This is a genomic window from Halomonas sp. PA16-9 (genome assembly GCF_009728585.1).
Lineage (GTDB): Bacteria > Pseudomonadota > Gammaproteobacteria > Pseudomonadales > Halomonadaceae > Vreelandella > Vreelandella titanicae.
The window spans coordinates 1,477,938-1,502,337 of sequence record NZ_CP040451.1 but is presented as its reverse complement, the minus strand read 5'-3'; the positions used below and the strand labels follow the sequence as shown (position 1 = coordinate 1,502,337).

Annotated in this window: 20 protein-coding genes and 5 pseudogenes; 19 read left to right on the top strand and 6 right to left on the bottom strand. The window is 57.2% G+C overall.

Translation table 11 applies throughout. The features are described from left to right. Positions 1-109: 109 nt before the first annotated feature. From FDY98_RS06990 to FDY98_RS06950, 9 genes and pseudogenes are all read left to right on the top strand, one after another. The gene (locus tag FDY98_RS06990) at positions 110-745 is read left to right on the top strand and encodes a pseudouridine synthase (RefSeq protein WP_027959681.1); all 636 of its coding nucleotides are present in this window, start codon (positions 110-112) and stop codon (positions 743-745) included. Then, entirely contained in the window at positions 745-1,185 is a 441-nt protein-coding gene (locus tag FDY98_RS06985) for an NUDIX hydrolase (RefSeq protein WP_027959682.1), read from the top strand. The genes FDY98_RS06990 and FDY98_RS06985 overlap by 1 nt, the downstream gene beginning before the upstream one ends. Positions 1,186-1,267: 82 nt before the next feature. Next, positions 1,268-2,454, top strand: a pseudogene (gene mnmA, locus FDY98_RS06980) (tRNA 2-thiouridine(34) synthase MnmA). Next, positions 2,451-3,088, top strand: a pseudogene (gene hflD, locus FDY98_RS06975) (high frequency lysogenization protein HflD). The pseudogenes mnmA and hflD overlap by 4 nt, the downstream one beginning before the upstream one ends. An 83-nt stretch (positions 3,089-3,171) precedes the next feature. Then, positions 3,172-4,556 (top strand): annotated as a pseudogene (gene purB / locus FDY98_RS06970) (adenylosuccinate lyase). 63 nt (positions 4,557-4,619) lie between these two features. Further along, on the top strand, positions 4,620-5,810 hold the full coding sequence (locus FDY98_RS06965; RefSeq protein ID WP_022520430.1) for a cupin domain-containing protein: 1,191 nt from the start codon (positions 4,620-4,622) through the stop codon (positions 5,808-5,810). Next, positions 5,810-6,235 carry a GNAT family N-acetyltransferase gene (locus FDY98_RS06960; RefSeq protein WP_027959685.1) on the top strand — a complete coding sequence of 142 codons (426 nt, stop codon included), beginning with the start codon at positions 5,810-5,812 and terminating at the stop codon, positions 6,233-6,235. The genes FDY98_RS06965 and FDY98_RS06960 overlap by 1 nt, the downstream gene beginning before the upstream one ends. Positions 6,236-6,635: 400 nt before the next feature. Beyond that, positions 6,636-8,234, top strand: coding sequence for an isocitrate lyase (locus tag FDY98_RS06955; protein WP_027959686.1), 1,599 nt, complete (start codon positions 6,636-6,638; stop codon positions 8,232-8,234). Positions 8,235-8,552: 318 nt separating this feature from the next. Then, complete coding sequence (locus FDY98_RS06950; RefSeq protein WP_027959687.1) at positions 8,553-9,023, top strand: glycine zipper 2TM domain-containing protein; 471 nt, start codon at positions 8,553-8,555, stop codon at positions 9,021-9,023. Between the two features lie 86 nt (positions 9,024-9,109). On the opposite strand, the gene FDY98_RS06945 is transcribed toward FDY98_RS06950, so the two are convergent. After that, complete coding sequence (locus FDY98_RS06945) at positions 9,110-9,391, bottom strand: hypothetical protein (protein WP_027959688.1); 282 nt, start codon at positions 9,389-9,391, stop codon at positions 9,110-9,112. A 176-nt stretch (positions 9,392-9,567) separates the two neighbouring features. Between FDY98_RS06945 and FDY98_RS06940 the strand changes: the two genes are divergently transcribed. Next, positions 9,568-10,050 carry an FKBP-type peptidyl-prolyl cis-trans isomerase gene (locus FDY98_RS06940; RefSeq protein WP_022520436.1) on the top strand — a complete coding sequence of 161 codons (483 nt, stop codon included), beginning with the start codon at positions 9,568-9,570 and terminating at the stop codon, positions 10,048-10,050. A 53-nt stretch (positions 10,051-10,103) separates the two neighbouring features. Here FDY98_RS06940 and nikR read toward each other — a convergent pair whose 3' ends face one another. After that, a complete protein-coding gene (gene nikR / locus FDY98_RS06935) occupies positions 10,104-10,505 on the bottom strand; it encodes a nickel-responsive transcriptional regulator NikR (RefSeq protein WP_027959689.1) in 402 nt (133 codons plus the stop codon). Positions 10,506-10,612: 107 nt separating this feature from the next. Here nikR and FDY98_RS06930 point away from each other — a divergent pair, with 107 nt between their 5' ends. The 5 genes from FDY98_RS06930 to FDY98_RS06910 all read left to right on the top strand — a co-directional run bounded on the left by FDY98_RS06930 (position 10,613) and on the right by FDY98_RS06910 (position 15,474). Continuing rightward, positions 10,613-12,115, top strand: a complete 1,503-nt coding sequence (locus FDY98_RS06930) for an ABC transporter substrate-binding protein (protein WP_340146803.1) — start codon at positions 10,613-10,615, stop codon at positions 12,113-12,115. Positions 12,116-12,191: 76 nt separating this feature from the next. Further along, on the top strand, positions 12,192-13,172 hold the full coding sequence (locus FDY98_RS06925; RefSeq protein ID WP_035538523.1) for an ABC transporter permease: 981 nt from the start codon (positions 12,192-12,194) through the stop codon (positions 13,170-13,172). Further along, positions 13,169-13,969, top strand: a complete 801-nt coding sequence (locus tag FDY98_RS06920) for an ABC transporter permease (RefSeq protein ID WP_027959692.1) — start codon at positions 13,169-13,171, stop codon at positions 13,967-13,969. Before FDY98_RS06925 ends, FDY98_RS06920 begins: the two co-directional genes overlap by 4 nt. 64 nt (positions 13,970-14,033) lie before the next feature. Continuing rightward, the gene (locus tag FDY98_RS06915) at positions 14,034-14,858 is read left to right on the top strand and encodes an ATP-binding cassette domain-containing protein (RefSeq protein WP_027959693.1); all 825 of its coding nucleotides are present in this window, start codon (positions 14,034-14,036) and stop codon (positions 14,856-14,858) included. Continuing rightward, positions 14,851-15,474, top strand: a complete 624-nt coding sequence (locus FDY98_RS06910) for an ABC transporter ATP-binding protein (protein WP_027959694.1) — start codon at positions 14,851-14,853, stop codon at positions 15,472-15,474. Before FDY98_RS06915 ends, FDY98_RS06910 begins: the two co-directional genes overlap by 8 nt. A 195-nt stretch (positions 15,475-15,669) precedes the next feature. Here the strand turns inward: FDY98_RS06910 and FDY98_RS06905 are convergent. From FDY98_RS06905 to FDY98_RS06890, 4 genes and pseudogenes are all read right to left on the bottom strand, one after another. Continuing rightward, positions 15,670-16,866 (bottom strand): annotated as a pseudogene (locus tag FDY98_RS06905) (MFS transporter). A 27-nt stretch (positions 16,867-16,893) separates the two neighbouring features. Further along, positions 16,894-17,526, bottom strand: a complete 633-nt coding sequence (locus FDY98_RS06900) for a C40 family peptidase (RefSeq protein WP_009287315.1) — start codon at positions 17,524-17,526, stop codon at positions 16,894-16,896. A gap of 95 nt (positions 17,527-17,621) precedes the next feature. Next, the gene (locus FDY98_RS06895) at positions 17,622-20,099 is read right to left on the bottom strand and encodes a DUF1266 domain-containing protein (protein WP_009287314.1); all 2,478 of its coding nucleotides are present in this window, start codon (positions 20,097-20,099) and stop codon (positions 17,622-17,624) included. Between the two features lie 165 nt (positions 20,100-20,264). After that, complete coding sequence (locus FDY98_RS06890; RefSeq protein ID WP_008958536.1) at positions 20,265-20,507, bottom strand: GlsB/YeaQ/YmgE family stress response membrane protein; 243 nt, start codon at positions 20,505-20,507, stop codon at positions 20,265-20,267. Between the two features lie 138 nt (positions 20,508-20,645). On the opposite strand from FDY98_RS06890, the gene FDY98_RS06885 reads away from it, so the two are divergent. From FDY98_RS06885 to FDY98_RS06870, 4 genes and pseudogenes are all read left to right on the top strand, one after another. Beyond that, positions 20,646-21,515, top strand: coding sequence for a D-hexose-6-phosphate mutarotase (locus tag FDY98_RS06885; protein ID WP_027959696.1), 870 nt, complete (start codon positions 20,646-20,648; stop codon positions 21,513-21,515). Between the two features lie 61 nt (positions 21,516-21,576). Next, positions 21,577-21,756: a hypothetical protein gene (locus FDY98_RS06880; RefSeq protein WP_027959697.1), complete on the top strand. Its 180-nt coding sequence runs from the start codon at positions 21,577-21,579 to the stop codon at positions 21,754-21,756. 186 nt (positions 21,757-21,942) lie between these two features. Then, positions 21,943-23,345, top strand: a pseudogene (locus FDY98_RS06875) (YcjX family protein). Next, a complete protein-coding gene (locus FDY98_RS06870; RefSeq protein ID WP_027959699.1) occupies positions 23,342-24,379 on the top strand; it encodes a YcjF family protein in 1,038 nt (345 codons plus the stop codon). The pseudogene FDY98_RS06875 and the gene FDY98_RS06870 overlap by 4 nt, the downstream one beginning before the upstream one ends. Positions 24,380-24,400: the final 21 nt, after the last annotated feature.

The window sequence follows — 24,400 nt, the reverse complement described above, 5'->3', positions numbered from 1 at the left end:
ATGGGCGCCCCATCAGGTAGCCGGAGTATACCAGCGCTGCCCGCCGTGCGCATTGTCGACATACCCATTCCTGAGAGCGAATAGAAAGTAAAAGGGGCAACGAGAAGTCATGAGCAACCTTTATTTACTGCATAAGCCTTTCCAGGTACTGAGCCAATTCAGCGACCGTGAGGGGCGGCAAACCCTGGCGCATTATGTCGATGTGAAAGATATTTACCCCGCAGGACGACTTGACTACGACTCTGAAGGCCTACTGCTGCTCAGCGATGATGGCGAGCTGATTCACCGCATTTCTCATCCGCGCCATAAGCAGCCCAAAACCTACTGGGCCCAGGTGGAAGGGCAAATCGATGACACGGCATTGAAGGCGTTGCGCCAAGGCATTGCGCTGAAAGATGGCCCAACGCAGCCGGCCAAAGCGCACAGAATAGATCCGCCTACGACCGCACCACGCCACCCTCCCATCGACCCCAAACGCCACCCCTCGACTAGCTGGCTGGAGCTAACCATAAGCGAAGGCCGTAACCGCCAGGTTCGCCGTATGACTGCTCATGTCGGCTACCCCACCCTGCGCTTGATTCGCGTAGCTATCGGCCCCTGGCGGCTGGATGGTTTGGCACCTGGCGAATGGCGCAAAGAAGCCCTACACGCGCCCAGACCGACGAATACGCCCCCAAGTCAGCGACGGATTGCTCCGCGAAAAGATCAGCGTAGGCGGCCCACCACAAAACGCAGGAACCCCTGATGAGCCTTATTCGCAGCACGGCGGCCTGCGTCATCCAGCAGGGCGAGCGCTTTTTGATGGTAGAAGAGCAGCGTGGCGGCCCGCAAAGTGTGTTTAACCAGCCCGCTGGGCATATTGAACCCGGCGAAGGTCCCATAGCGGCCATTCTGCGCGAGGTACTGGAAGAGACTGCATGGCAGGTATCGCTCACCGGATATCTGGGTTTATACGTATTTCATACCGACGAAGGGCAAACGTTTCACAGCCACGGCTTTATTGCTGCGCCGCTTCATCAACTCGACCTCCCCCTCGACCCGGATATCTTTGCCACCCACTGGCTTACCATTGAGCAAATACGGTCGTTAGATCAGCAGGCGCGCCTACGCAGCCCGCTGGTACTCAAACGTATCGAGGATGCACTCAGCGGGCCTGGCTATCCCCTGTCGGTGATTCGCGAGTGAAGCACTCGAAGCCATTACCCCCCATCGTGTATAATCCTCGCCCAACTGCACACTGCTTATTTGCACCCTACTTCAACTGAGGATGCCCATGTCATCCACTGAACCAACTACGCCAGGCTCATCCACCACTGAGTCATCCGCCACAGCCGCTAATGGCAAAGTGATTGTCGGTATGTCCGGCGGCGTCGACTCGTCCGTTTCGGCCCTTCTCCTCATGCAACAAGGCTATGAGGTCGAAGGCCTGTTTATGAAAAACTGGGATGAAGACGACGGAACCGAATATTGCACGGCCAAAGAGGATCTCGCCGACGCCGAGGCGGTCTGCGCCAAACTGGGCATTAAACTGCACACCGCTAACTTTGCCGCCGAGTATTGGGATAATGTATTCGAGCACTTTTTAGCCGAATACAAAGCGGGCCGCACGCCCAACCCGGATATTCTGTGTAACCGGGAGATCAAATTTAAGGTCTTCCTTGAGTACGCTGAAATGCTCGGAGCCGACAAAATCGCCACTGGTCACTATGTTCGTAAAGGGCATGTTAGCCAAGGCGATGGCGATGTTCGCCCGCGCCTGCTGAAAGGCCTGGATAGCAATAAAGATCAAAGCTACTTCCTGCATGCAGTGCCAGAAGCCGCCATTGCCCGTACTCTGTTCCCCGTAGGTGAGCTGGAAAAGCCCGCCGTACGCGCGCTTGCAGAACAGCACGATTTGATCACCGCTAAGAAAAAAGACTCCACCGGCATCTGCTTTATCGGCGAGCGCCGGTTTCGCGATTTCCTCCAGCAGTACCTGCCCGCCCAGCCCGGTACCATTGAAACGCCGGATGGCGATGTCATCGGCAAACATATGGGGCTGATGTACTACACCCTGGGCCAGCGCCAGGGTCTAGGCATTGGCGGGCTTGCCAACTACTCCGAAGACCCCTGGTACGTGGCGGCAAAAGATCTTGATCGCAATGTACTGATCGCGGTGCAGGGTAAGCATGACCAGTTGCTCTACTCCGATACCTTGGTCACAGAGGCCATGGATTGGGTGGCGGGTGAGCCGCCGGTTCAGCAGGGGCGCTTTACCGCCAAAACACGCTATCGGCAAAGCGACTGCGGCTGTGAAATGCGCGCGCTGCCCGACGGTGGCGTTGAGGTCACGTTTGACGACCCGCAGTGGGCGGTCACCCCTGGCCAGTCGTTGGTGCTTTACGATGGCGACATATGCTTGGGCGCGGCGTTATTCGCGCTACCTGGAAGAAAGCCGCGGAGGCTGCTGCATGAATCCTACCCCGATTCATCGCGCCCCCGATTCTCCGGCAGTCCGCCAAGCACTTGCCCTTGCTGGCGTCTTTCAAGCCGCCAGCCTGGTCGATGAGCTGGCTCGCACCGGGCAGGTCGACACCCGCGCCTGGGAAACGCTGATTGAGGCCACTGTGGATACTAACCCGGAAAGCTTCGAGGCGATTTATGGCGGGCACCCCAATAATCTGCGCCGCGGCCTGGATACCTTAGAAGCCCTGGTGGGGCGTAAGCAGGCGAACCCGGTGGTGTTGCGCTACGGTTTTTCGCTGCTGATGCTAATGAATAAGCTGCGTACCAATAACGACATGATGGATTCACTGGGCCAAAAATTAACCCGCATTCAGGGTCAAGCCGAGCACTTTGGCACTACCCATGAAAACGTGGTGGCCAGTCTTGGGGAAGCGTACCAAGAAACGATATCCACCTTTAAAACCCGCATTGTGGTGCAAGGGATCCATCACTGCTGCAGAGCCGCATGATGCCTGAGCGTGTACGCGCTTGCTTAATGGCGGGGATTCGCTTTGGATTATTGTGGCACCAGCAAGGCGGTCGCCGCTGGAAACTGGTATTCCAGCGTAAAGCGCTACGCCGGGCACTGGATAGCCTCAACTAGACGGCTACTCTGTTCTCGATCGACGTCTTTTCAATTAACTTGCTCTCGACTAATTTTCTTTCGAACCTCCTGGAAACGATGCCATGCAACTCTCCGCTTTGACCGCCCCTCCCCCGTCGACGGCCGCTACGCCTCCAAAGCCGCCGCCCTGCGCGAACACTTCAGTGAATTCGGCCTTATTCGCGCCCGTGTGATTGTGGAGGTTCGCTGGCTACAGCGCCTGGCTGAGCATGCTCAGATTACCGAGGTACCGCGCTTATCTGCTGAGGCTACCGCGTTCCTTGAGCAATTGATTCGTGAGTTTTCTATCGCGGATGCCGAACGCATCAAAGAGATCGAGCGCACCACCAATCACGACGTCAAAGCGGTTGAGTACTTCCTAAAAGAGAAGATTGCAGGCCAAACCGAGCTGCATGCGGTCACCGAATTTATTCACTTTGCCTGCACCAGCGAAGATATCAACAACCTCTCTTACGGCGTAATGCTCAGCGACGGCCTGAACGCCATGCTGCCCACCATGCACGAGGTTGCCGATGACATTGCCAAGCTAGCCATTGCCCACGCCGCCCAGCCGATGCTGTCGCGTACTCACGGTCAAACCGCCACCCCGACCACGCTGGGCAAAGAGATGGCCAACGTGGCGTACCGCCTTAAGCGCCAGCTGAAGCAGATCGAAGCGGTGGAAGTGCTCGGCAAAATCAATGGCGCTGTGGGCAACTATAACGCCCACCTGACCACCTACCCGGAGATCGATTGGGAGGCCAATGCGCGTACCTTTGTGGAAGGCTTAGGGCTGACTTTTAACCCTTACACTACCCAGATCGAGCCCCACGACTATATCGCCGAACTGTTTGACGCCATTTGCCGCTTCAATACGATCCTGATCGACTTCGATCGCGACGTTTGGGGCTATATCTCACTGGGCTACTTTAAGCAGCGCACGGTTGAGGGCGAAATTGGCTCCTCGACCATGCCACATAAAGTCAACCCGATTGATTTTGAAAACTCCGAGGGCAACCTGGGCCTGGCCAACGCTGTGCTTAGCCACCTTGCGCAAAAGCTGCCGATCTCCCGCTGGCAGCGCGACCTGACTGACTCCACCGTGCTGCGTAACCTTGGCGTAGGCTTGGCATATGGGTTGATTGCTTACCACGCCAGCCTCAAAGGCATCAGCAAGCTTGAAGCCAACCCTGAGCGTTTAGATGCTGATCTGGATAACAGCTGGGAAGTGCTCGCCGAGCCGATTCAAACGGTGATGCGCCGTTACGGTATTGAAAAGCCCTATGAAAAACTCAAGCAACTGACTCGTGGCAAACGTATTGACCAAGCAGGCTTTGCGGCGTTTATTGATACCCTTGAACTGCCCAGCGAGGTCAAAACCGAATTGAAGGCGCTCTCACCGGCCAACTATATTGGTAATGCCCAGGCGCAAGCCGAAGCACTGACACATCAGTTAAACTCTCTGTAACCCATTTGTTGTGACCAACTTGCTGTGACCAACGTTACTGCGACCACTACACCAGGACACGCCATGAACCATCACGATAAGCCGCTAACACTGCTGGGCGATCTTACCGCTGCAGACTTTCTGGCCAATTATTGGCAGCAAAAGCCGCTGCTGATTCGTGGCGCCATGCCCGACTTCATCAGCCCGATTGAAGCCGATGAGCTGGCTGGACTCGCCTGCGAGCCTGGCGTAGAGGCGCGTTTGGTTGAAGAGGAGGGCCCGGATGGCCCTTGGCAGGTCTCCCACGGCCCCTTCGATGAAGCCACTTTTGAACGGCTCCCGGAAAAAAACTGGAGCCTTCTGGTGCAAGCGGTTGACCACTATGTTCCATCGGTGGCTGCGCTAATGAATGAGTTTGACTTCCTACCTCGTTGGCGGCTCGATGACGTGATGATCAGCTACGCACCTCCTGGCGGAAATGTGGGTGCGCACATCGATCAGTACGATGTCTTTTTACTCCAGGCCAGCGGCCACCGCCGCTGGCAGCTGGGCGGCAAGCTCACGGAAGATGCGCCGATCATCCAAGGTATCGATCTCCGCATCCTGAAAGAATTCACCGTAGAGCCCGACTCCGACTGGGTGCTTGACCCCGGCGACATGCTTTATCTCCCTCCCGGCTGGGCGCATCACGGCGTTAGCCAAAGCGATGACTGCATGACCATTTCAGTTGGCTTTCGCGCTCCTTCGGCCGATGAGGCGATCACCTCCTACGCCGACTATTTGGGTGAGCAGTTGCCTGCCTCTCAGCGTTACAGCGATGCGGGCATGGCGCCTGCTCAGCAGGTCGGTGAACTGGACGACGCAGCCGTTGAGCGTATGCGTCAGCTGATTATGTCGACGCTGGATAACCCTACTCAGATTGCCCAGTGGTTTGGCCGGGTGATGACTCAGCCAAAATATGTCGATCAAGTGGTACCGCTTGAAACACCGTTGGACGAAGAGGCGCTTGTTGCTCAACTACAAGAGGGGGAGCCGCTCTACCATATGCCTGGCTCACGCTTTGCCTGGCGTCGCGATGCCAGCGGTACCACGCTATTTGTGGATGGTGACGGCCACGCCTGTTCAACTGAATTAGCCAAACGCCTAGCCGACACCACCCCTCTCTACGCCGAAGACCTTGAGCTTGACGGCGCAACTGCGCTCATCACCCAGTTGGTCAATACCGGCAGCCTCGGCTTTATGAGTGATGAAGGTGATGACGACGAGGAGTATTAATGGCGATTACCCACATTAGCACTGGCAGTTGGGAAACGCTGGGCCCAACGGCCAGCGAGATCCGCCGCAAGGTATTTATTGAAGAACAGAGCGTGCCCCAGGATGAGGAGTGGGATGGCCTGGATCCGGCGTGCCAGCACTTTCTCGCCATGCTTGATCAGCAGCCGGTAGGCACCGCACGACTGCTGCCCGACGGGCATATAGGCCGCGTCGCCGTACTCGCTAATGCCCGCGGCACCGGTATTGGTGTACTGCTGATGCAGGCCGCGATTGAAGCGGCACGCCATGCGGGCCACTCCCAAGTGGCCCTGAGTGCCCAGGTACACGCACTGGCGTTCTATGAGCGTCTAGGCTTTATCGCCCATGGCGATGAGTTTCTGGATGCAGGCATCCCTCATCGAGAAATGACGCTTTCGCTCGATTAACAAGCCCTCTTGATTGATCTCTAGCACTGCCTCGGCAGTGCTTTTTTATGCGCTCTTGCCGCCATCTTGACGAAAAACGACTACACAAACCCTCCCTTCCTCTACCTCCCTGTCGTCGGGTTACAACGGCCTCTGCCCCCAAGTGTCAATTGTTGAAGGCGCCATCCTCGTGGATAGTTATTGCATTGCAGCGTTAAGCGGATTGGGTCAATCCATCAAGCTCAACGCTGTAGCTGAGGTCTCTAGCGTTACTGCTTCCAGCTTTCAAGACGTTTGCATGAGAGACGATTGACCTAGAGACACAATCACGAAAATCAATAATGCTAAATACAACTTCGCAGGTGCAGCATAAGCAAAAGCTGATTTGCGAAACACTATCCAGCCCGAAGAGGATAAGCTCATGACAGGACTGCTCGACGATATCAAAGCCATGGCCCAACTACGCGAAGCTCAAGGCGGCAAGTGGGAAACCATCAAACCTGAGTATGCCGCTCGCATGCGTGCACAGAACCGCTTTCACACCGGCCTGGATATTGCGCGTTACACCGCCAAGATCATGCGCGAAGATATGGCCGCCTATGATGCCGATACCGCCCAGTACACCCAGTCGCTAGGTTGCTGGCACGGCTTCATTGGTCAACAGAAGCTAATCTCGATCAAGAAGCACTTTGGCACCACCAAACGTAGCTACCTCTACCTTTCCGGCTGGATGGTTGCCGCGCTACGCTCCGAGTTCGGCCCGCTGCCCGACCAGTCGATGCACGAAAAAACCTCCGTCGCGAACCTGATCGAAGAGCTCTATACCTTTCTAAAACAAGCCGATGCCTGGGAGCTTAACCACTTGTTCCGCGCCCTCGATGAAGCCAAAGAGGCTGGCGACAAATCAAAAGAGCAGGAACTGATCGGTAAAATCGATAACTACGCAACTCATATCGTACCGATTATTGCTGATATCGACGCTGGCTTTGGTAATGCAGAAGCCACCTACCTGTTAGCCAAGAAGTTTATTCAAGCGGGCGCCTGCTGCATCCAGTTGGAAAACCAGGTCTCTGATGAGAAGCAGTGTGGTCACCAGGACGGTAAAGTTACTGTGCCCCACGAGGACTTCCTGGCCAAAATCAACGCCGTACGTTACGCCTTTTTGGAACTCGGCATTGAAGATGGCGTTATCGTCGCGCGTACCGACTCACTCGGCGCAGGTTTGACGCAAAAAATTGCCGTTACCAACGAGCCAGGCGATCTCGGCGACCAGTACAACAGCTTTTTGGACGGCGATGTGATTGAAAACGCCGCCGATATCAACAACGGCGATGTGGTCATCAAGCAGAACGGCAAACTGGTTAAACCCAAGCGCCTCGCTTCGGGCCTCTACCAGTTTAAACCCGGTACCGGCGAAGACCGCGTTATACTGGACTGCATCACCAGCTTGCAAAACGGCGCCGACCTACTGTGGATCGAAACCGAGAAGCCCCACGTTGGCCAGATCGCCAGCATGGTCAACCGCATTCGCCAGGTCGTGCCGGATGCCAAACTGGTCTATAACAACTCTCCGTCGTTCAACTGGACGCTCAACTTCCGCCAGCAGGTGTTCGATGCATGGCAGGAAGAGGGTAAAGACGTTTCCGCTTACCAGCGTGACAAGCTGATGAGCGCAGAGTACGACGAGACCGAACTTGGCCAGTTGGCCGATGAGTGGACACGCAATTTCCAGCGTGACTCGTCTCGCGAAGCGGGCATCTTCCACCACCTGATCACGCTGCCAACTTACCACACGGCTGCCCTGTCCACCGACAACTTAGCGAAAGGCTACTTCGGCGATGAAGGGATGCTGGCTTACGTGAAAGGCGTACAGCGTCAGGAAATTCGCCAAGGGATTGCAACCGTTCGCCACCAGGATATGGCAGGCTCCAATATCGGTGATGACCATAAAGAGTTCTTCCACGGCGATGCCGCCCTCAAAGCCGGTGGCAAAGACAACACCATGAACCAGTTTGGCTAATTAGCAGGTTTCAACACCATAGTTCACTATGTCCCCCTGCAACAGGAGGCCTTCGGGTCTCCTGTTTTTGCTTGGTTATACGTATTTGCACACTGTTTTCTTAATACGCTGTTAAACTCTTGGTTAAGCTTTTTTTGGCGACTGCTCTACCAACTTTGATCTTTTTTCATGAACGCTGGTCAAAGCCGTTAGCATCGGCTATCTTTAACGAACACTGTTCTATAACTGCATCTACTCTGTGCCTGCCCAGTTATGAGCGCTATATGGATAACAGGCCAATGGATGACAGCTATAAAAATAGACACTCTGGAGGTTTTAATGAAACGTCTTCTTCTACCTGTTGTAGCACTGAGCATTCTCACGCTGGCAGGCTGTGCCAATACGTCTGGCTACTCTGGTGATGTCTATCGCGGCAGCCAAGCCAAAACCAGTCAAAGTGTTACTTACGGCACTATCGTGGCGGTTCGCCCGGTGCAGATCCAAGCGGAAAGCCGTGCCGGCGGCCTTTTAGGTAGCGGCGGTGGCGCGGTTATCGGCGGTCTTCTGGGTAGCCAAGTCGGCGGTGGCTCTGGTCGTCAGTTGGCGACTGTGGCAGGCGCCCTGGGCGGCGCTGTGGCAGGTACGGCCGCTGAAGATGCGACTAACCGCGTTAATGCGCTGGAGATGGAAATTCGTCGCGATGACGGTACCGACGTGGTTGTCGTTCAGCGTGCGGATCGCCAGTTCCAAGCCGGCCAGCGTGTGCGTTTGATTGGCAATGGCGCCAACATGAGCGTGGCCCCCTATTAATCGAGAGCGTTAATCTAGCGCTTAAGTATCAAAAAAGCCCGGCCATCAAATGAGAGGACCGGGCTTTTTATTTTATCGCGAACAGCTTAGTGATGGGTTTTATTCCCAGCCCATTTAGCCAGCGCCATGATTGCCCAGCCAATCAGGGCAAGCAGGATGACGACCAGCAGCATTTCAACCGGCTGCACCAGGGTGGTGGCCCCCAACACTGCCAGCGTAATCACCCATAGATAGCGATTGTCGCCATGGCTTTTCAAAAAACCGGGCAACACCTTATCTAACCCCTCGCTAACGCCGCTATTCCAGCGCTGATAGACAAAATAAGCAATCAGGCAAAAAGCGATAAGCCAAATAATCAAGATCGTCATTACATGCTCCAAAAGTGATAGGGCAAAGGAAAAAATGATGGTTGTAGGGTATCCCTGGTCACCCTGACGCGCAATACCGCCGAAAGTGGTGAGTAGGAAAAAGCGTCGCTACCCCCTGACAAGCCGGCGCACACGCGTTACCATATTGGGACATGCACTCACCGAAAGGTTATTCCATGCAAATTGCGCAAAACTCGGTTGTCGCGTTTCACTACACCCTGACCAACGATGCAGGTGAAGTGCTAGACAGTTCCGAAGGCCGTGAGCCGCTTACCTACCTCCACGGCGCTGGTAACATTATTCCGGGTCTTGAAAAAGAGCTGGAAGGTCGTGCAGCAGGCGAGAAGCTGAACGTTGCCGTATCCCCTGAAGAGGGTTATGGCGAGCTGCAAGAGCAGCTGATGCAAGAAGTACCCCGCGACGCGTTCCAGGGCGTTGAAAGCATTGAGCCGGGTATGCAGTTCCAAGCCCAGACTCAAGGCGGCCCTCTGATGGTGACCGTCAAGAAAGTCGAAGGCGATACGGTCGTTGTCGATGGCAACCACCCGCTGGCCGGCCAGCAGCTCAACTTTGATGTTGAGATCGCTGAAGTACGGGAAGCAAGTGCTGAAGAAGTCGAGCACGGCCACGTGCACGGCGAAGGCGGCGTTGAGCACTAAGACGCTCGCGCTACCGATCAGAAAAGGTGACCTCAGGGTCACCTTTTTTATGCCTACTCGTCAGGTATCAGCACTAACTGCCCATGACGCACGCTGCGCGACGAAGTGACTTCAGCAGCAAATTGTTTGAGCGCCCGCCCCTGGCCTTTGAGCAGCGCCACTTCCAGGCAACTGTCATGGTTGATATGTACATGCAGGGTCGAAAGCGTCAGGTCATGATGGTCATGGGAGTGACGCGTTAAACGCTTGGACAGCTCCCGAGCGGCATGATCATAGACATACACCAGCGCGCCCATGCAGGGCGAGTCAGGTGCAGCCTCTTCTCTCGCCTGTTTTAAGCCGCTGCGGGTCAAATCGCGAATCGCCTCTGAGCGGTTTTGATAGCCGCGCTCGCGCATCAACGCATCCACTTCTGCCACCAGCTCCTCATCAAGCGTTACCGTTACACGCTGCATTCACGCCCCCTGTACTGATTAACTTTGCATGCGCTGCCACCACCGGTAGTATGATGTTATTGTAAAAACATCATACTAGTGACGCTAACAGCATAAAGGATAAAGCGATGACTAAACCAACTCGGCCCATCTTACTGGGTATTGCGCTAAGTTGTTTAGTCGTAGCCTCCACTGTGCAGGCAAAAGAACAGCTGGTACTTGCCATTGGCGGCGAACCCGAACAGGGTTTCGACCCACTGCTGGGCTGGGGGCAGTATGGCAATCCACTGTTTCAGTCGACGCTACTCTCACGGGGCAAGGATCTTGCGCCGCAGCCAGAGCTGGCCACTGAGTGGTGGCTTTCTGAAGACCGCCTGACCTGGACACTTACACTTCGCGAGGACGCCCGCTTTGCCGACGGCACACCGCTGACCGCTGAAGATGTGGCTTATACTTTTAATGCGGCGGCCCAGGCGGGCGGGCGAGCGGATCTTAGCGCCCTGGCTAAAGCAACCGCGCTGGGTAAGCACACTGTTTCGCTCCGCCTGAAGGCCCCGCGCATTACCTTTATCGACCAGTTGCTGACACTGGGCGTTGTGCCCCACGCCGAGCGTGATAACGGCTACAGTGATCAGTATGGCCGCCATCCCCTGGGGTCTGGGCCCTATCAGTTGGTAGAGTGGCAGGAAGGCGAGCAGCTAATTGTTGAGCGTAATCCTTACTTCTATGGCCCTACGCCTGCTTTTGAACGGCTGGTATTTCTCTTTACCGGTGAAGACGCCACGCGAAGTGCCGCCCATGCTGGCCAAGTGGATATCGCCTCGGTTCCTCCTGCCCTGGCGGCCAATGTGCCAGCACATATGCAGCGGGTGATTATGGAGAGTGTCGATAATCGCGGCATTCTTTTTCCCATGCAGCCTGCCAATGGCGAACACGCCGCCTCCGGCGCGCCGATTGGTAACAATGTGACGGCAGATATTGCTATACGTCAGGCGATCAACCTTGCGGTTGACCGCGATACGCTAGTGGAAGTGGCACTGCACGGTTATGGGCGCCCCGCCTTTGGCCCGGCGGACGGCCTCCCCTGGAGCGATAGCGATGAACGCCTTGCCGCGCCCGACCTTGACCGGGGGAGGAGATACTCGATGCCGCAGGCTGGCAGCTACGCGATGATGGCCTGCGCTATAAAGGTGGCCTGCCCGCTAGCTTTCGACTTACCTACCCCTCCAGCGATACCACCCGACAGCTGCTTGCGGAAGTCAGTGCCGAGATGGTTCGTCCACTGGGAATTGAGATACAACCCACCGGCCGTCACTGGGACGAAATCCAGCGCGAAGCACTGCACCAGGATGCCATTATGTTCGGTTTTGGCAGCCATAGCCCCCAGGAAGTTTACTACCTCTTCCACAGTCAGCATGCGGGCAACGGTTTCTACAACAGTGGTTTCTACGCTAATCCAGAGGTGGATGCCCACTTGGACGCCGCCCAGGCGGCGTCTAGCCTTGAGCAAGCCAACCGCGAGTGGCAGGCAGCGCAGTGGGACGGCACCACCGGCTACGGAGTACGCGGCGATAGTAGCTGGGCCTGGCTGGTCAATCTTGAGCATGTCTATTTTACCAATACCTGCTTAGATGTCGGAGATCTAGGTGTAGCGCCCCACGGCCACGGCTGGCCAATCACCGCCAACCTGCTTGAGTGGCGCTGGACGTGCGACTAATTGCGCCTATCGCCAAGCGCGTGGCTCGCCTGGCGCTGGTATTAACCTGCGTCGCCCTGGTGTCGTATGGGCTTATGATGGCCGCCCCCATTGACCCCGTTGATGCCTACCTAGGCCCACAAATGGCCCAAGTGAGCCCAGAGCAGCGCGCACTGATTGCCCAACGCTGGGGGTTTGATGAGTCAGCTGCCGTTCAATTTGGCCACTGGCTGCGCCAGTTAGTCAGTGGTGACTTAGGCTGGAGCCACGTATACAACCAGCCGGTCAGTGAGGTAATCGCTCAGCGCTTTCAGCGCTCCATTGCGCTACTGGGCAGTGCCTGGCTACTCTCTGCGCTGGTGGGGTTTAGCCTCGGGGTTGTGGCGGGTGCCAAAGAGGGCTCCAAGCTGGATAACATCATCAGCACCTACGCCTTTATTACCGCCTCCACGCCCGCCTTTTGGCTGGCGATACTTGCGGTGCTGCTATTTTCGGTAACCCTGGGATGGACACCCACCTGCTGCGCAGGCCCCGCCGGGGCGTTAAACCAGGAAGTCACCCTCGCCACACGGTTGCACCATTTACTGCTGCCAGTGGCTACCCTGGCACTGCTGGGCATCGCCAGTATCACCCTGCACACCCGCACCCGCATGCTTGAGCTAATGCGCTCCGACGTTGCTACCCACGCCTTTGCTCAGGGCGCCAGCCGTCTTGATGTGGCTTGGCGTCACGGTCTTCGCCATGCCAGTGTACCGGCGATTACGCTAGCGTTTGCCTCACTGGGCGAACTGTTTGGCGGCTCCATTTTAATCGAGCAGGTATTTGCCTACCCCGGCTTAGGTCAAGCCACAGTGGCGGCGGGCCTGCGCAGTGACGTCCCACTGCTGCTGGGCATCGCACTCTTTACCGCCCTGTTTGTCAGCGTCGGCAATATGATCGCCGATAGCCTGTATGGCGTTATTGACCCGCGCATTAAGGCAAGTGGTTTATGAGTCAGGCTCAACCGCGCCTTCGTGCCGCCTTCAGCCTGGGTGCCACTGCCCTGCTGGTCATGGGACTAGTCGCTAGCCAGTGGCTGCTGGGTGATTCACCGCAACAGATGCAGTTTGACGCCCGCCTGGCACCGCCCAGCGTTGACCACTGGTTGGGCACCGACGCGCTGGGCCGTGAACTCTGGGCGCGCACTCTGGCGGGGCTGGCACTAAGCTTCTGGGTGGGCTGCTTGGCGGCGCTACTGAGCACGCTGATTGCCTTGAGCCTGGCAGCGATAGCCACGCTGTCAGCGCGGCTGGACGCACTGGTTAGTTTGCTGATTGATACGCTGCTTAGCGTGCCTCATTTGATTTTATTAATGCTGATCGCTTTTGCCCTGGGTGGCGGTACCCAGGCAGTGATTATTGCCGTTGCGGTGACTCACTGGCCAAGCCTAGCCCGGGTGCTGCGTGCCGAGCTGTGGCAATTGCGGCAGGCGCCCTATGTGCGCATCTCCCGCGCTCTAGGTAAATCGCGCTGGTTTGTGCTCCACGGCCACCTGCTCCCCCATCTTATTCCCCATTGCCTGGTCGGCGCGTTACTGCTGTTTCCCCACGCAATTCTCCACGAAGCCGCATTGACCTTTTTGGGCTTTGGTTTAAGCCCCAGTCAGCCCGCTATTGGCGTATTACTGGCCGATGCCATGCGCTACTTAAGCGGCGGTTACTGGTGGCTGGGAGTATTTCCCGGCTTGGGGCTGTTACTGATGGTGCTGGGTTTCGAGCGCCTCTCAAGCCACCTACGCCGTGCGCTTTAGCGCTTTTCAGAAACCATTGGCTGTAAAAACCACTGGCTGTAAAACTATTGATGGGAGGCCTACCGTGTTAACAATTGATCAATTATCGCTACAGCTACCTCTGTATACCTCCTGGTGGAAGCGCGACTGGGCCACCTGCCTGGATGAATTTTCACTAACGGTGTTCCCTGGCGAGGTTCATGCAGTGGTGGGCGCCTCCGGTGCCGGAAAAAGCCTATTGGCTTATGCCATTATGGGTTTACTGCCAACACCTGCACGCTTAAACGGCCAGCTTTACTATCAAGGCAAACCGCTTAACGCGTCACGCCAACGCCAGCTTCGCGGCCGAGAGCTGGCGCTGATCCCCCAATCACTAAGCGCCTTAGATCCGCTGGTGCGTACTCAGCGCCAGGTGACCTGGGCGGCCCAGCGGGCAGGCCAGCCATCAGCACATGCTTGGCACGCCTCCCAACAAGCCCTTGATCACTATCAGCTAGATGCCCGCGCACAGCAGGCCTATGCTCACGAGCTATCCGGCGGCATGGCCCGGCGCGTGTTGACGTCCATGGCCCATGTCAGCCAAGCCAAACTGGTGATTGCCGATGAACCCAGCGTAGGCCTTGACCCTCACCAGCGTCAGCGGGTGCTGGATGCGCTGCGCGAACTGGCCAACCAGGGCAAAAGCGTGATTCTGATTACCCACGACCTGCGCCATGCGCTGCCAATCGCCGACCGCGTCACCATTATGCGTGGCGGCAAGCTGGTCGAAACTGCGCCCGCCTGCGCCTTTCAAGGCATCGGATCTACGCTTCTCAACGCTTATTCACAGGCATTGTGGCTGGCGCTGCCGGACAACGCTTTTGCAACGACTGCCATAAGCCGGCGTGAACAGGAGGCGCACGTTGCTTAAAGCACGCCAGCTGAGTTTTCACTTTGCCCCCAAGGTACCGCTACTTCAGAACATTTCGCTAACGCTGTGCGCGGGTCAGTGGCTAGGGTTAAGCGGCGACTCGGGGGCGGGTAAATCGACGCTAGGCCAACTGCTGGCGGGCTACTTAGCGCCCCTGGAAGGTGATGTCACCCTGGATGGCGAGGCGCTACCCAAAAGCGGTGTGCAGCCCGTGCAGTGGCTACCGCAATCGCCGGAGCTAGCGGTGAATCCACGCTGGCGGGTAGGTAAGATACTGCGCGAAGCCTGGACGCCTTCTGACGCACAGTGCCAAGCGTTTGGCGTACAAGCAAAATGGCTGTCGCGCTTCCCTCAATCGTTATCAGGGGGAGAATTACAGCGGGTATGCGTGTTGCGCGCGCTCGCGCCGGGAGTACGCTTTCTCGTCGCCGATGAGATATCCACCATGCTCGACCCCATTACCCAGGTTGAGCTTTGGCAGGCATTAAAACGGGAGGCGGAACAACGCCAGCTGGGCGTGCTGGTGATTAGCCACGACACCGCCCTACTGGAACGACTTTGCCCACAGCGCTTGCACTTAAGCGAAGGGCAGCTGAAGCCATGGTCAACTGAATAAAATGGCTCCTCGCCACTCAGTATGAAGTTACCTCTACCAGCCTGATAGCAACACCTGTGGGAGGTAGCTTTAGCTCGCGACCGTTCGAGCTTCCAGCCTCATCAGACTAAGGGGTGCCTTCGGCACCTTTCGCGCGCTGAAGCGCCCTCCCACAATCAATTCCCAGCCTGACGGAGCCACTTGTGAGAGGCAGCTTTAGCTCACGACCGGCTTAGGCTGGCGACGCTCAAAGCGCCATAGGCCGAAAGCAATTAGCAGCGTGATACTCAGCAGTAGCCACGAACCGACGCTCACGCCAGACCACCCGGCCCAGCGCCAGAACGGCTCCAGCCAGAAGCCGCCCAAACTGGCTCCCACATAGTAAAACACCAGGTAGAGCGCCGAAGCGCTGCCCCGCGCGCCCTGGGCATAGCGCCCTACCCAGCTGGAGGCCAACGAATGGGCCAGGAAAAAGCCAAAGGCATTAACGGTTAAACCGACGATAATCAGCAGCAGCGAATCCGCTAAGGTAATCGCCGTGCCCAGCATTAAAATCACCACCCCCACCATCATGCACGCTGCGGGAGAAAACCGCCCAGCCAGGCGCCCGGAAATCATCGAACCGAAGGGCCGCCGAGATAGGTCAAAAAAATCAGCCCAGACCACTGGCGGCTAATTGATACGGCGCTGCCGCCAACGAAAGGTGATATAGCTGTATTGATTGATAAAAATCAGGAAGTTGATACCCCCCAGGCAATAAGCAGCGAGTAGCACCGGGTTACGCAAATGATTGACTAAATCGCTTGCCGCTTTGCGCAGCTCAAAGCGCTGGGGAGTAAAGGCGCGGCTATTGGGCAACAGGCGCCAAAACACTCCACAGCCAATTAGCGTCATAATGCCGACCGCTAGAAATGCCGCCGTGGGGCCGCCAATTTCAGCGGCGCCGCCACCGACGATACGCCCACTGATTCCGCCAAGTGAATTAGCGCCAATATAGAGTCCTACAGCGCTTAACAGCGCAGGCTTCTCAAACTCATCGCCCATCCAGGCGATCGCCACCGCTGGCAGCCCGCCCAGCACAAAGCCCTGCACCAGGCGCAAAAACAGCAAGCTTTCAAAGGTGGGGGCGAATGCCAAGGCAATAGAACAGCCGCCTGCAAGCAGCAGAGTAATGCGCATTATGCCTTCGCGACCAATGGCATCCGAGAGTGGCCCAAAGACCAACAGCGCAATGGCTAAGGAGAGAGTTGACACCGACATGAGCAGGCTGACACCTAAGGTCGAGACCTGGTAGGTCTCCTTTAACCCCGGCAGCAGCGGCTGTGGTGCGTATAAATTGATAAAAACAAGAAATGAGCCGAGGCAAAGCGCCAAGGTGGCGCGCCACCAGGCGCGCGATTTGGCTTCAATCATGCCGTTCCTAAAACGTGTTCGATCTGGCTACTGGAAAACGCTGCCACCCAGCTGGGCCAGATGCGTTGGCTCCAGCGCGCGACGTGACTGCCAGTAGTAGCGCTGCCAGTAACTATTATTCAGGCTGGAGATAATGACCCCTTTTGAGGTCGAGGCGTGGAGAAAATACCCATCGCCCACGTAGATACCCACATGGTTATAACGACCCGGCGGTCGGAAGAACACCAGATCGCCCGCCTGCAGCTCTTGGCGGTCGATCGGGCGTCCCTCGTGTACTTGACCACGGGTGGAGCGCGGAAGCTCTAAATTAAAGGTGTCACGGTAAACATTGCGAACCAAGGCCGAACAGTCGATGCCTCTTTCTGAGGTGCCGCCAATTCGGTAAGGCGTTCCTGCCCAGCGCTGGTGTTGCGCCATCAGCGCCTCGCGAACCACTGTTGGCGGCGGTACTTGCAAGCTGCGCAAATGCGCATCGATGGGATCAACCGGGGACATTTGCGGGTTCGCCCCCATTCCCGGCAACGTCATTGAAAAGTAATTCTCGGGGGCCTGAATATTGTTTTGTCGCGCTGAACCTGCACAGCCAGCGAACAATGTAACTAAAAAACAGACACTTACGACACGGACAGCGGTCACAGCGGGGCGTGGCGACGCAACCATGCGATTAACCTCGTGACATTAATAAGAGGGCGGTATGACAAAACTCATTTTTTCTAAGCACGACTATAAGCTAATTATCATATGTTTGGCGAGCATCAATGTAATGTGCGCTGATCGCCCGGTAAGGTATCAATATGCAGTGGCGCAAAATGGCGTGGTTTATTGCCCGGAAAATCCAAGCTCACCCATGGGCCAGCCAAAACCGGCGCGCCGCATATCCAGGCCACCAGCGCCTGACGAAAACCAGCTAAAAAGCTTTCTCGCTCTGGGGTTTCGCCCATAAAAAACGAGAAGCCTGCGTACATCCCCATGGCGTACTCCTGCCATCCGGCATAGTGATCTGCCGCCAGTTGGTAAGCACGATCCAACACCTTAGCGAAAGCAGCACTATCCAGCCAGTTTAACTGCCGCGCGGCAATGGCCAAATCGACCAGCTGGGCAATATCCCAGGCCGCCATATCCACCTCATTACAGCCATCTTCGTTGTCGCGCACACGACGTAAGCGAAGCAGGTGGTGGCGTTCATCTTCAGCACAGTCGCCGGATTCAAGAATGGCGATTTCAGCGCTTAAGCGCTCAGTATTGAGGGTATAGGGCGCGTAGTTAATCTGATACTCCTGACGATCCCCCGATTCGAGCATGTAGGTCAAAAACTCCTGCATATCGCCTGCGTTGCTCAAGTGGTAGTGGCTCTCCACCCACTCGCGAATCTCGGCGCACTCACGGGCACTCTCAGGCTGGGGCTCACTCCATACGGCACTGTTCAACGGGCCCACCAGCGACATAGCGGTGAAGTGACTCAAGGTGGGGCGGCTACCCGGTTCACGCCAGGCGTCATGACGCCAATCCAGCCAGTGAAACAGACTACCGGGATCTTCAATGTGCCAAATAATTTCATTTACCAGCGAGGCGTGCTCAGGCTCGGGCAGACAGCTCTCCCAAGCGAACCAGGCTTCCAACAGCCGCTTGGCATTGGGGTAAAAACGGCACAGGCAGCTTCGCAGTGCGCTGGCATACTCCATTAACGGCGCGCGATCGAATAAGCCGCTGTCGAGGGACATATGCAGATAGAAGGCGAATTTTTCGGCCATATGGATCGTCGCCGCATGGCGGCTTACCCCTTTAACCGCGTTGCGCTGCTTAAGCTCTTCCGGGGTCGGCTGACCAAACCAGCTTTGCGAGGGGGGCAAAACGCCATGCACGGCGTCGGCCGCCAACTGATTAAGATGGTGCGCCTGAGCGGGTAACCAGTAGCGCGCCAGTGCATGAGCGCCTTCATCGGCATGTAAGCCAAGTGACTCCTGCAAATAGAGCGCCGCATCGGCACGCTGCTCTTCCGGCAGCGCCGCGGAGGGGGCTATCTGGCGCAGCATGGCATCCGGTTCGCGTACGCTGGCCAGCGCCAACAACCAGTGATGGGGCGTATTGCGCCACTGCCGAATGCGCGCTTGAGATGCCTTGCGTGTAGGCTCATCCAATAGCTCCCCTGGGGAGCATTTCCAGGGGCTATTCCAAGGGCTATGGGCGCTGTGCAGCAACAACTGATGCCGCTCGCTGGGTGTTTTACCCCGCCGGTCAATGCCATCAAACAGACTCTGCCCGCGCCCGTACGCATTCAGCACGGCATACCAGTCGTGGTAGCGCCGACTGAGTAAATCAGCGGCGTGCCCCGCTAAGTCATCAGCCTCTTCCTGGCTCAGCAAGCCACAGCAGGCGCCAGCCCAGGCAAGTTCCACAATCCGTAGCCAATCCCAAGCCGCCCACTCCAGGGGCTCGCCTTGAGTGACGAACTTATTCAGCACCGGCGCATAGGGCGAATCTTCCACAACGCTACGCTGCCACTCCATGCGTTGGGCGTTGTCCATACTGAGCAATTCGCGTGCTTCGATATCCCAGCGCTGGCGCTCGCCTTGAGCGCCTAGCCAAAGCATCACGCCTATTAGCGCGTCACGGTCATGGACATCCCACACGTGGGCCAGCCATTCGGTGGCCTCGGGCCAGTCGGTTTGGCTGGCGGGATAGACAATAACCGGCCGGAACAGCGCGCATAGCCGCCAGCTCTGCGCTTCGGGCTGCTGGGGCCATAGCGAAGCGGGAGCCGGCAGTTCAGCCAGGGCATTTTCAAGCGTATCCCAGGTAACCCCTTCGCCATCGGTTTCAAGCTTGGCCAGCGCTTGGCAAGCGTCAATAAAACGGTCATCGGCCCCCACTTCCCAGCCCCGCGCACCTAACGCACGGCGCAGGTCTGCTAGCCAGGCACGTAGGTCGCTGTAATCACTGGTGATGCGGCGGGTTAGGTGGTGCGCCCAATGACGGGCTTGGTCAGCCTCTAACCAGCCAGCCGCTCCCGCCAACGCGGCCCATTCCAAAGCGCCTAGCAAACGGTCAGCGCTACCTGCGGGAGCCCCCAGCCCGTGGAAGAGCTGTTCGGCCAGCTCGCCTCGATTGGTAATGCCCAGTTGTAGCAGGCGCTGCTCTGCCGCTCCTGCATCGACCGCCAGCGGATGAGGAGTAAACGCCCAATCACACAGCACCAGCTGTTGGGCCCACCAGGCATTTAACACGTCGATCAAGAGGCACCTCGAAAAAGCACAATAACACCAGCAAATAGCCGGAAGTAAAGCTGCCTAGTGTAACGGAAAGTGGTGCGAACACCGATAGCCTTAGGCCTCGGTATGCATAAAACGACACCGCCCGGCAAAAGGCCGGGCGGTGACATACAGGTAGCAACTCAATCGCTACGCTTTTTTAACCTTACTGATTACCCAAAGAAGCACCACGGCACCCACGATCGCGGTGACTAGCGAACCGATAAAGCCACCGGACGAGAGGCCCAGAAGGCTAAACAAAAAACCACCTATAACCGCACCAACGATACCGACACCGATGTTACCCAGGATGCCAAAACCGCCGCCGCGCATGATGTTGCCAGCAATCCAACCAGCCAGGCCACCAATGATTAACCATGCAATAAAGCCCATATAGTCTCCTTACTATCTCGATTACGGGTTGCAGTTACGCGTTTTACCTTAGAGTCACGCTTGTTCTACCATAGCACACAGCGTTAGTGTTCGGCGCCTATTCGGTATCGATGCTTGGCAACTCTTAAAGGAAAATTCATGATCCCCGACTCGCTCAATCAACTGATTAAAAGCACTCAAGGACAGCAAACGACACAGTGGGAAGGCCGCGACGTGGTGCTTTTCAATATGCCTTGGGGCGAGTTGGTGGTTAGTCTCCAGGGCGCTCAAGTGCTGCACTTCTGCCCTGCTGGTGATACCGGCTGGTTATGGCTGACGCCTACGCCCCAGGCGCTGCCAGGCGCTATCCGGGGTGGTATTCCGCTCTGCTGGCCGTGGTTTGCCGACGAGCGCTATTCCGATGAGAGCCCCAACCACAACGGCCCTTTCCATGGCCTTGCACGCCATGCTGAGTGGCGTCTAGACGCTGTTGATGAGCACGCCGAGGGAATTGAGCTCCACCTCTCTCCAGCACAGCCCCTACATACACTGCTTACCGCGCGCCTGGTGGTACAAGCCAACGCCCAGCGCTTGAACGTTGAGCTGATTAGCGAAAACATCGGCGAAACGCCGATTAAAACCAGCGGTGCGCTGCATACCTATTTAGCCGTTGCCGATACCCACCAGTGTCGTCTGGAAGGCCTTTCCGGCGCACGCTATCTCGACAAACTGCGCGACTTTGCGGAGAGCGAACAGCAAGGCACGTTGGCCGTTCAAGGCGCCGTTGACCGCATTTATCACACCAATGAAGCCGTGCTGCTCAACGATGGTGAGCGCAGCCTGCGCATCGGCAAGCAGTCCAGCGACTCCACGGTAGTGTGGCACCCCAACAACGACCTTCCCCGCGACACTCCCGTCGACGTAGCACGACATTTTATCTGCGTTGAAGCCGCCAATACACGCCTAGACCCAGTCTGGCTAGTGCCTGGCGCCCAGCACCTGTTAGGCACCACCCTCAGCCGCAGTTAATCTTCGGTTCATCAATGCTTTGCTATCATGTGCTCAATGGCATTAGAGCTAGGGAGATCCAATGGATCCGCAACAATGGCTAGAAGCCGCCACGCTGGCGTTTAATTTAATCGGTATGGTGGTGTGCTTAGTGGGCCTAACCTTGACCCGGCGCTGGCCAGGCTACACCCTGGCGGGGGTTGGCTTTTTGATCGCCACCCTACCGATGCTTTCGCAACTGGTATTAATGTTTAGCCAGTAAAGGCTAAGAGAGCCTGCCTGGCTTGGCCGATCGTCGCGAGAAGCGCGGATTTTGAGCCAAATTTATCGATCGATTGAGGCGAATAGCGTGCTTTTAACGAAATCGATCGAATAAAGTTGGCCAAAATACTGGGATTCGCAGTAGATCAGTGTTAAGTCAGACAGGCTCCTACAAAGGGATCGAAGGATGCGCCAGCCGTTAAGTCGCGAACTGAGCAATTTTTAGAGCGTGGGCGAGATCGCCAGCTGCGCTTGGCGGTCACCGGCCTTTCCCAAGCGGGGAAAACCGCGTTTTTGACGTCGTTGGTCAATCAACTGCGTCATGCGGGCGTTGAGGCGCAGCTCGATTTGCTACCCGCTGCCCGGGAAGGCCGCTTGCTGGGTGCCCAGCGGCTTAACCAGCCCGACTTAGGCGTGCCACGGTTTCCCTACGACCCCGGCATGGCTGCACTACGCGATACGCCGCCGCGCTGGCCGGAGCCCACCCGCGGCATCAGCGAGTTACGCTTACAGCTGCGCTACCGCCCTGCCCGCAGCGGCTGGCTAACACCAGAAATCGCCCACCTTACCCTGGATCTATTCGACTACCCTGGCGAGTGGCTCCTTGATTTGCCGCTGTTACAGCACGACTTTTATAGCTGGAGCCAGGCACAGGCGTTACACGAGGGCGAACAGCGCCGCAGCCTGTTTAGCGAATGGCTTGCCGCAGTAGAACAGCTCGACCCCGCTGGCGAAGCGGATGAAGCCCAGCTTGCTGCTCTTGCCGAGGAGTACGCTCAAGGCCTTCGCCGCGCCAAAAAGGCCGGTTTTTCCGACCTGCAGCCAGGGCGTTTTTTACTGCCCGGCGAACTGGAAGGTGCGCCGGTGCTGCAGTTTTTTCCGCTACCGCAGCTCGACGCCTCTCAACTCAACACCTCTAGAGAAACGCTGGAGGCACTGCCTGCCAATAGCCTTTACGCTACCCTGGCGGCGCGCTTTCGCTACTACCAGCAGCAAGTGGTCAAGCCCTTTTATCGCGATCACTTCCGCCGCTTTGACCGCCAGATTGTACTGGTGGACGTGCTTGGCGCGCTCAATGCCGGGCCAGAACGCTTTGAAGACCTTTCCAGCGCGCTACGCCAGTTAATGCACAGCTTCGATTATGGCCAACGCAGCCTACTTACGCGCCTGTTCGCACCTAAAATTGACCGCCTGGCGATTGCCGCCACCAAAGCCGATCACGTCACTCCCGATCAACACGGCCACTTGGTACAGCTGTTGGAGGCCCTGCTGGCAGAGCCTCTCAAAGACCTTCGCTTTGCCAACGTGCCGGTTAAAGCGCTCTCGCTGGCAGCTATTCGTGCCACTGAAGCCCGTGAGGTGATCCATGAGGGTAAGCGTTCACCTGCACTGCGAGGCACCACACTAGAGGGTGAAGAAGTGCTGGTTTACCCCGGCGATGTGCCCGCCCGGCTGCCCGCTGCCGATTTCTGGCAGCAGCAGGGCTTCGACTTCCCCGGCTTTCGCCCGATGCCAACCAGCTCAGAAGCGTTGGATCATATTCGCATGGACGCCGCCATCGACTGGCTGATTGGAGATAAACTGACATGACCACCCCACAGCCACGCCGCCACTTCACGCTGGATGACCAGCCCGAAAAGGCCGCTGATGCAGAGACAGTCCTACGTCAGCGCGAAGCCTTTGCTGGCGCCAGCGAGCATCATCCATTGGCGCCCTTGCCAGAAGATAAAGCGCTGCCTGCCGCCAGTTTAGGTGCGCCGCGTAAACGCCGCTGGGGGCTGCTATTTGCCCTGGTGGGTGGTGCCGGACTAGGCACGGCAGAGCTGGTCACCGGGATACCCGATGCGATGGCTCAGTCGCAGTGGCTCGCCATGGCCTGGCAACTGTTCGGAATCAGCCTGATTGGCTTGGGCGGCCTCTCCCTGCTCAAAGAGGTGGGCCGTTTGCGCCGTCTCAAGCGCCACGACAAACTGCGCGGCGATCTGGCCGAGCTGCCGCTACGCTCACCCAAGCAGGCCCGGGCGATGGCCGAGCAGCTAAGACGTCAGCTCAAACTCGCCGACGATGACCCGCACTGGCTAGCCTTTCAGCGCGCTTGCCAACCCCACCATAGTGGTGAGGAGATCCAGACGCTGTTGCGTTACCACCTGCTAGCGCCGCGTGATCGCGAGGCCCAGCGCCTGATTACGCGTATGTCCGGCGAAACCGCCATCATGGTCGCCATCAGCCCCCTAACGCTGGTGGATATGGCGCTGGTGGCTTGGCGCAGCCTGGCGATGGTGGATCGACTCTGCCGCCTTTATGGGCTTGAGCTGGGCTACGCCAGCCGCCTGCGGCTGTTTCGTAACGTGCTGCACAACATGGCTTTTGCCGGTGCCAGCGAACTGGCCACCGACGCCAGTATGGATATGCTCTCGCTGGATTTAGCCAGCCGCCTTTCCGCCCGTGCGGGTCAAGGCCTCGCCACCGGGCTGCTTAGCGCGCGCCTTGGGTTACGCGCCCAGCGGCTCTGTCGCCCGGTGCCCTTCACTGCCGATGAGCAGCCCAAGATCGCCGATCTACGCCAAGACCTGTGGCGACAAATCAAACGGCTCGATAAAGAAAAGGTGCCGCAGAGCCGCTAATCAAGTAATCGACAACAAGCC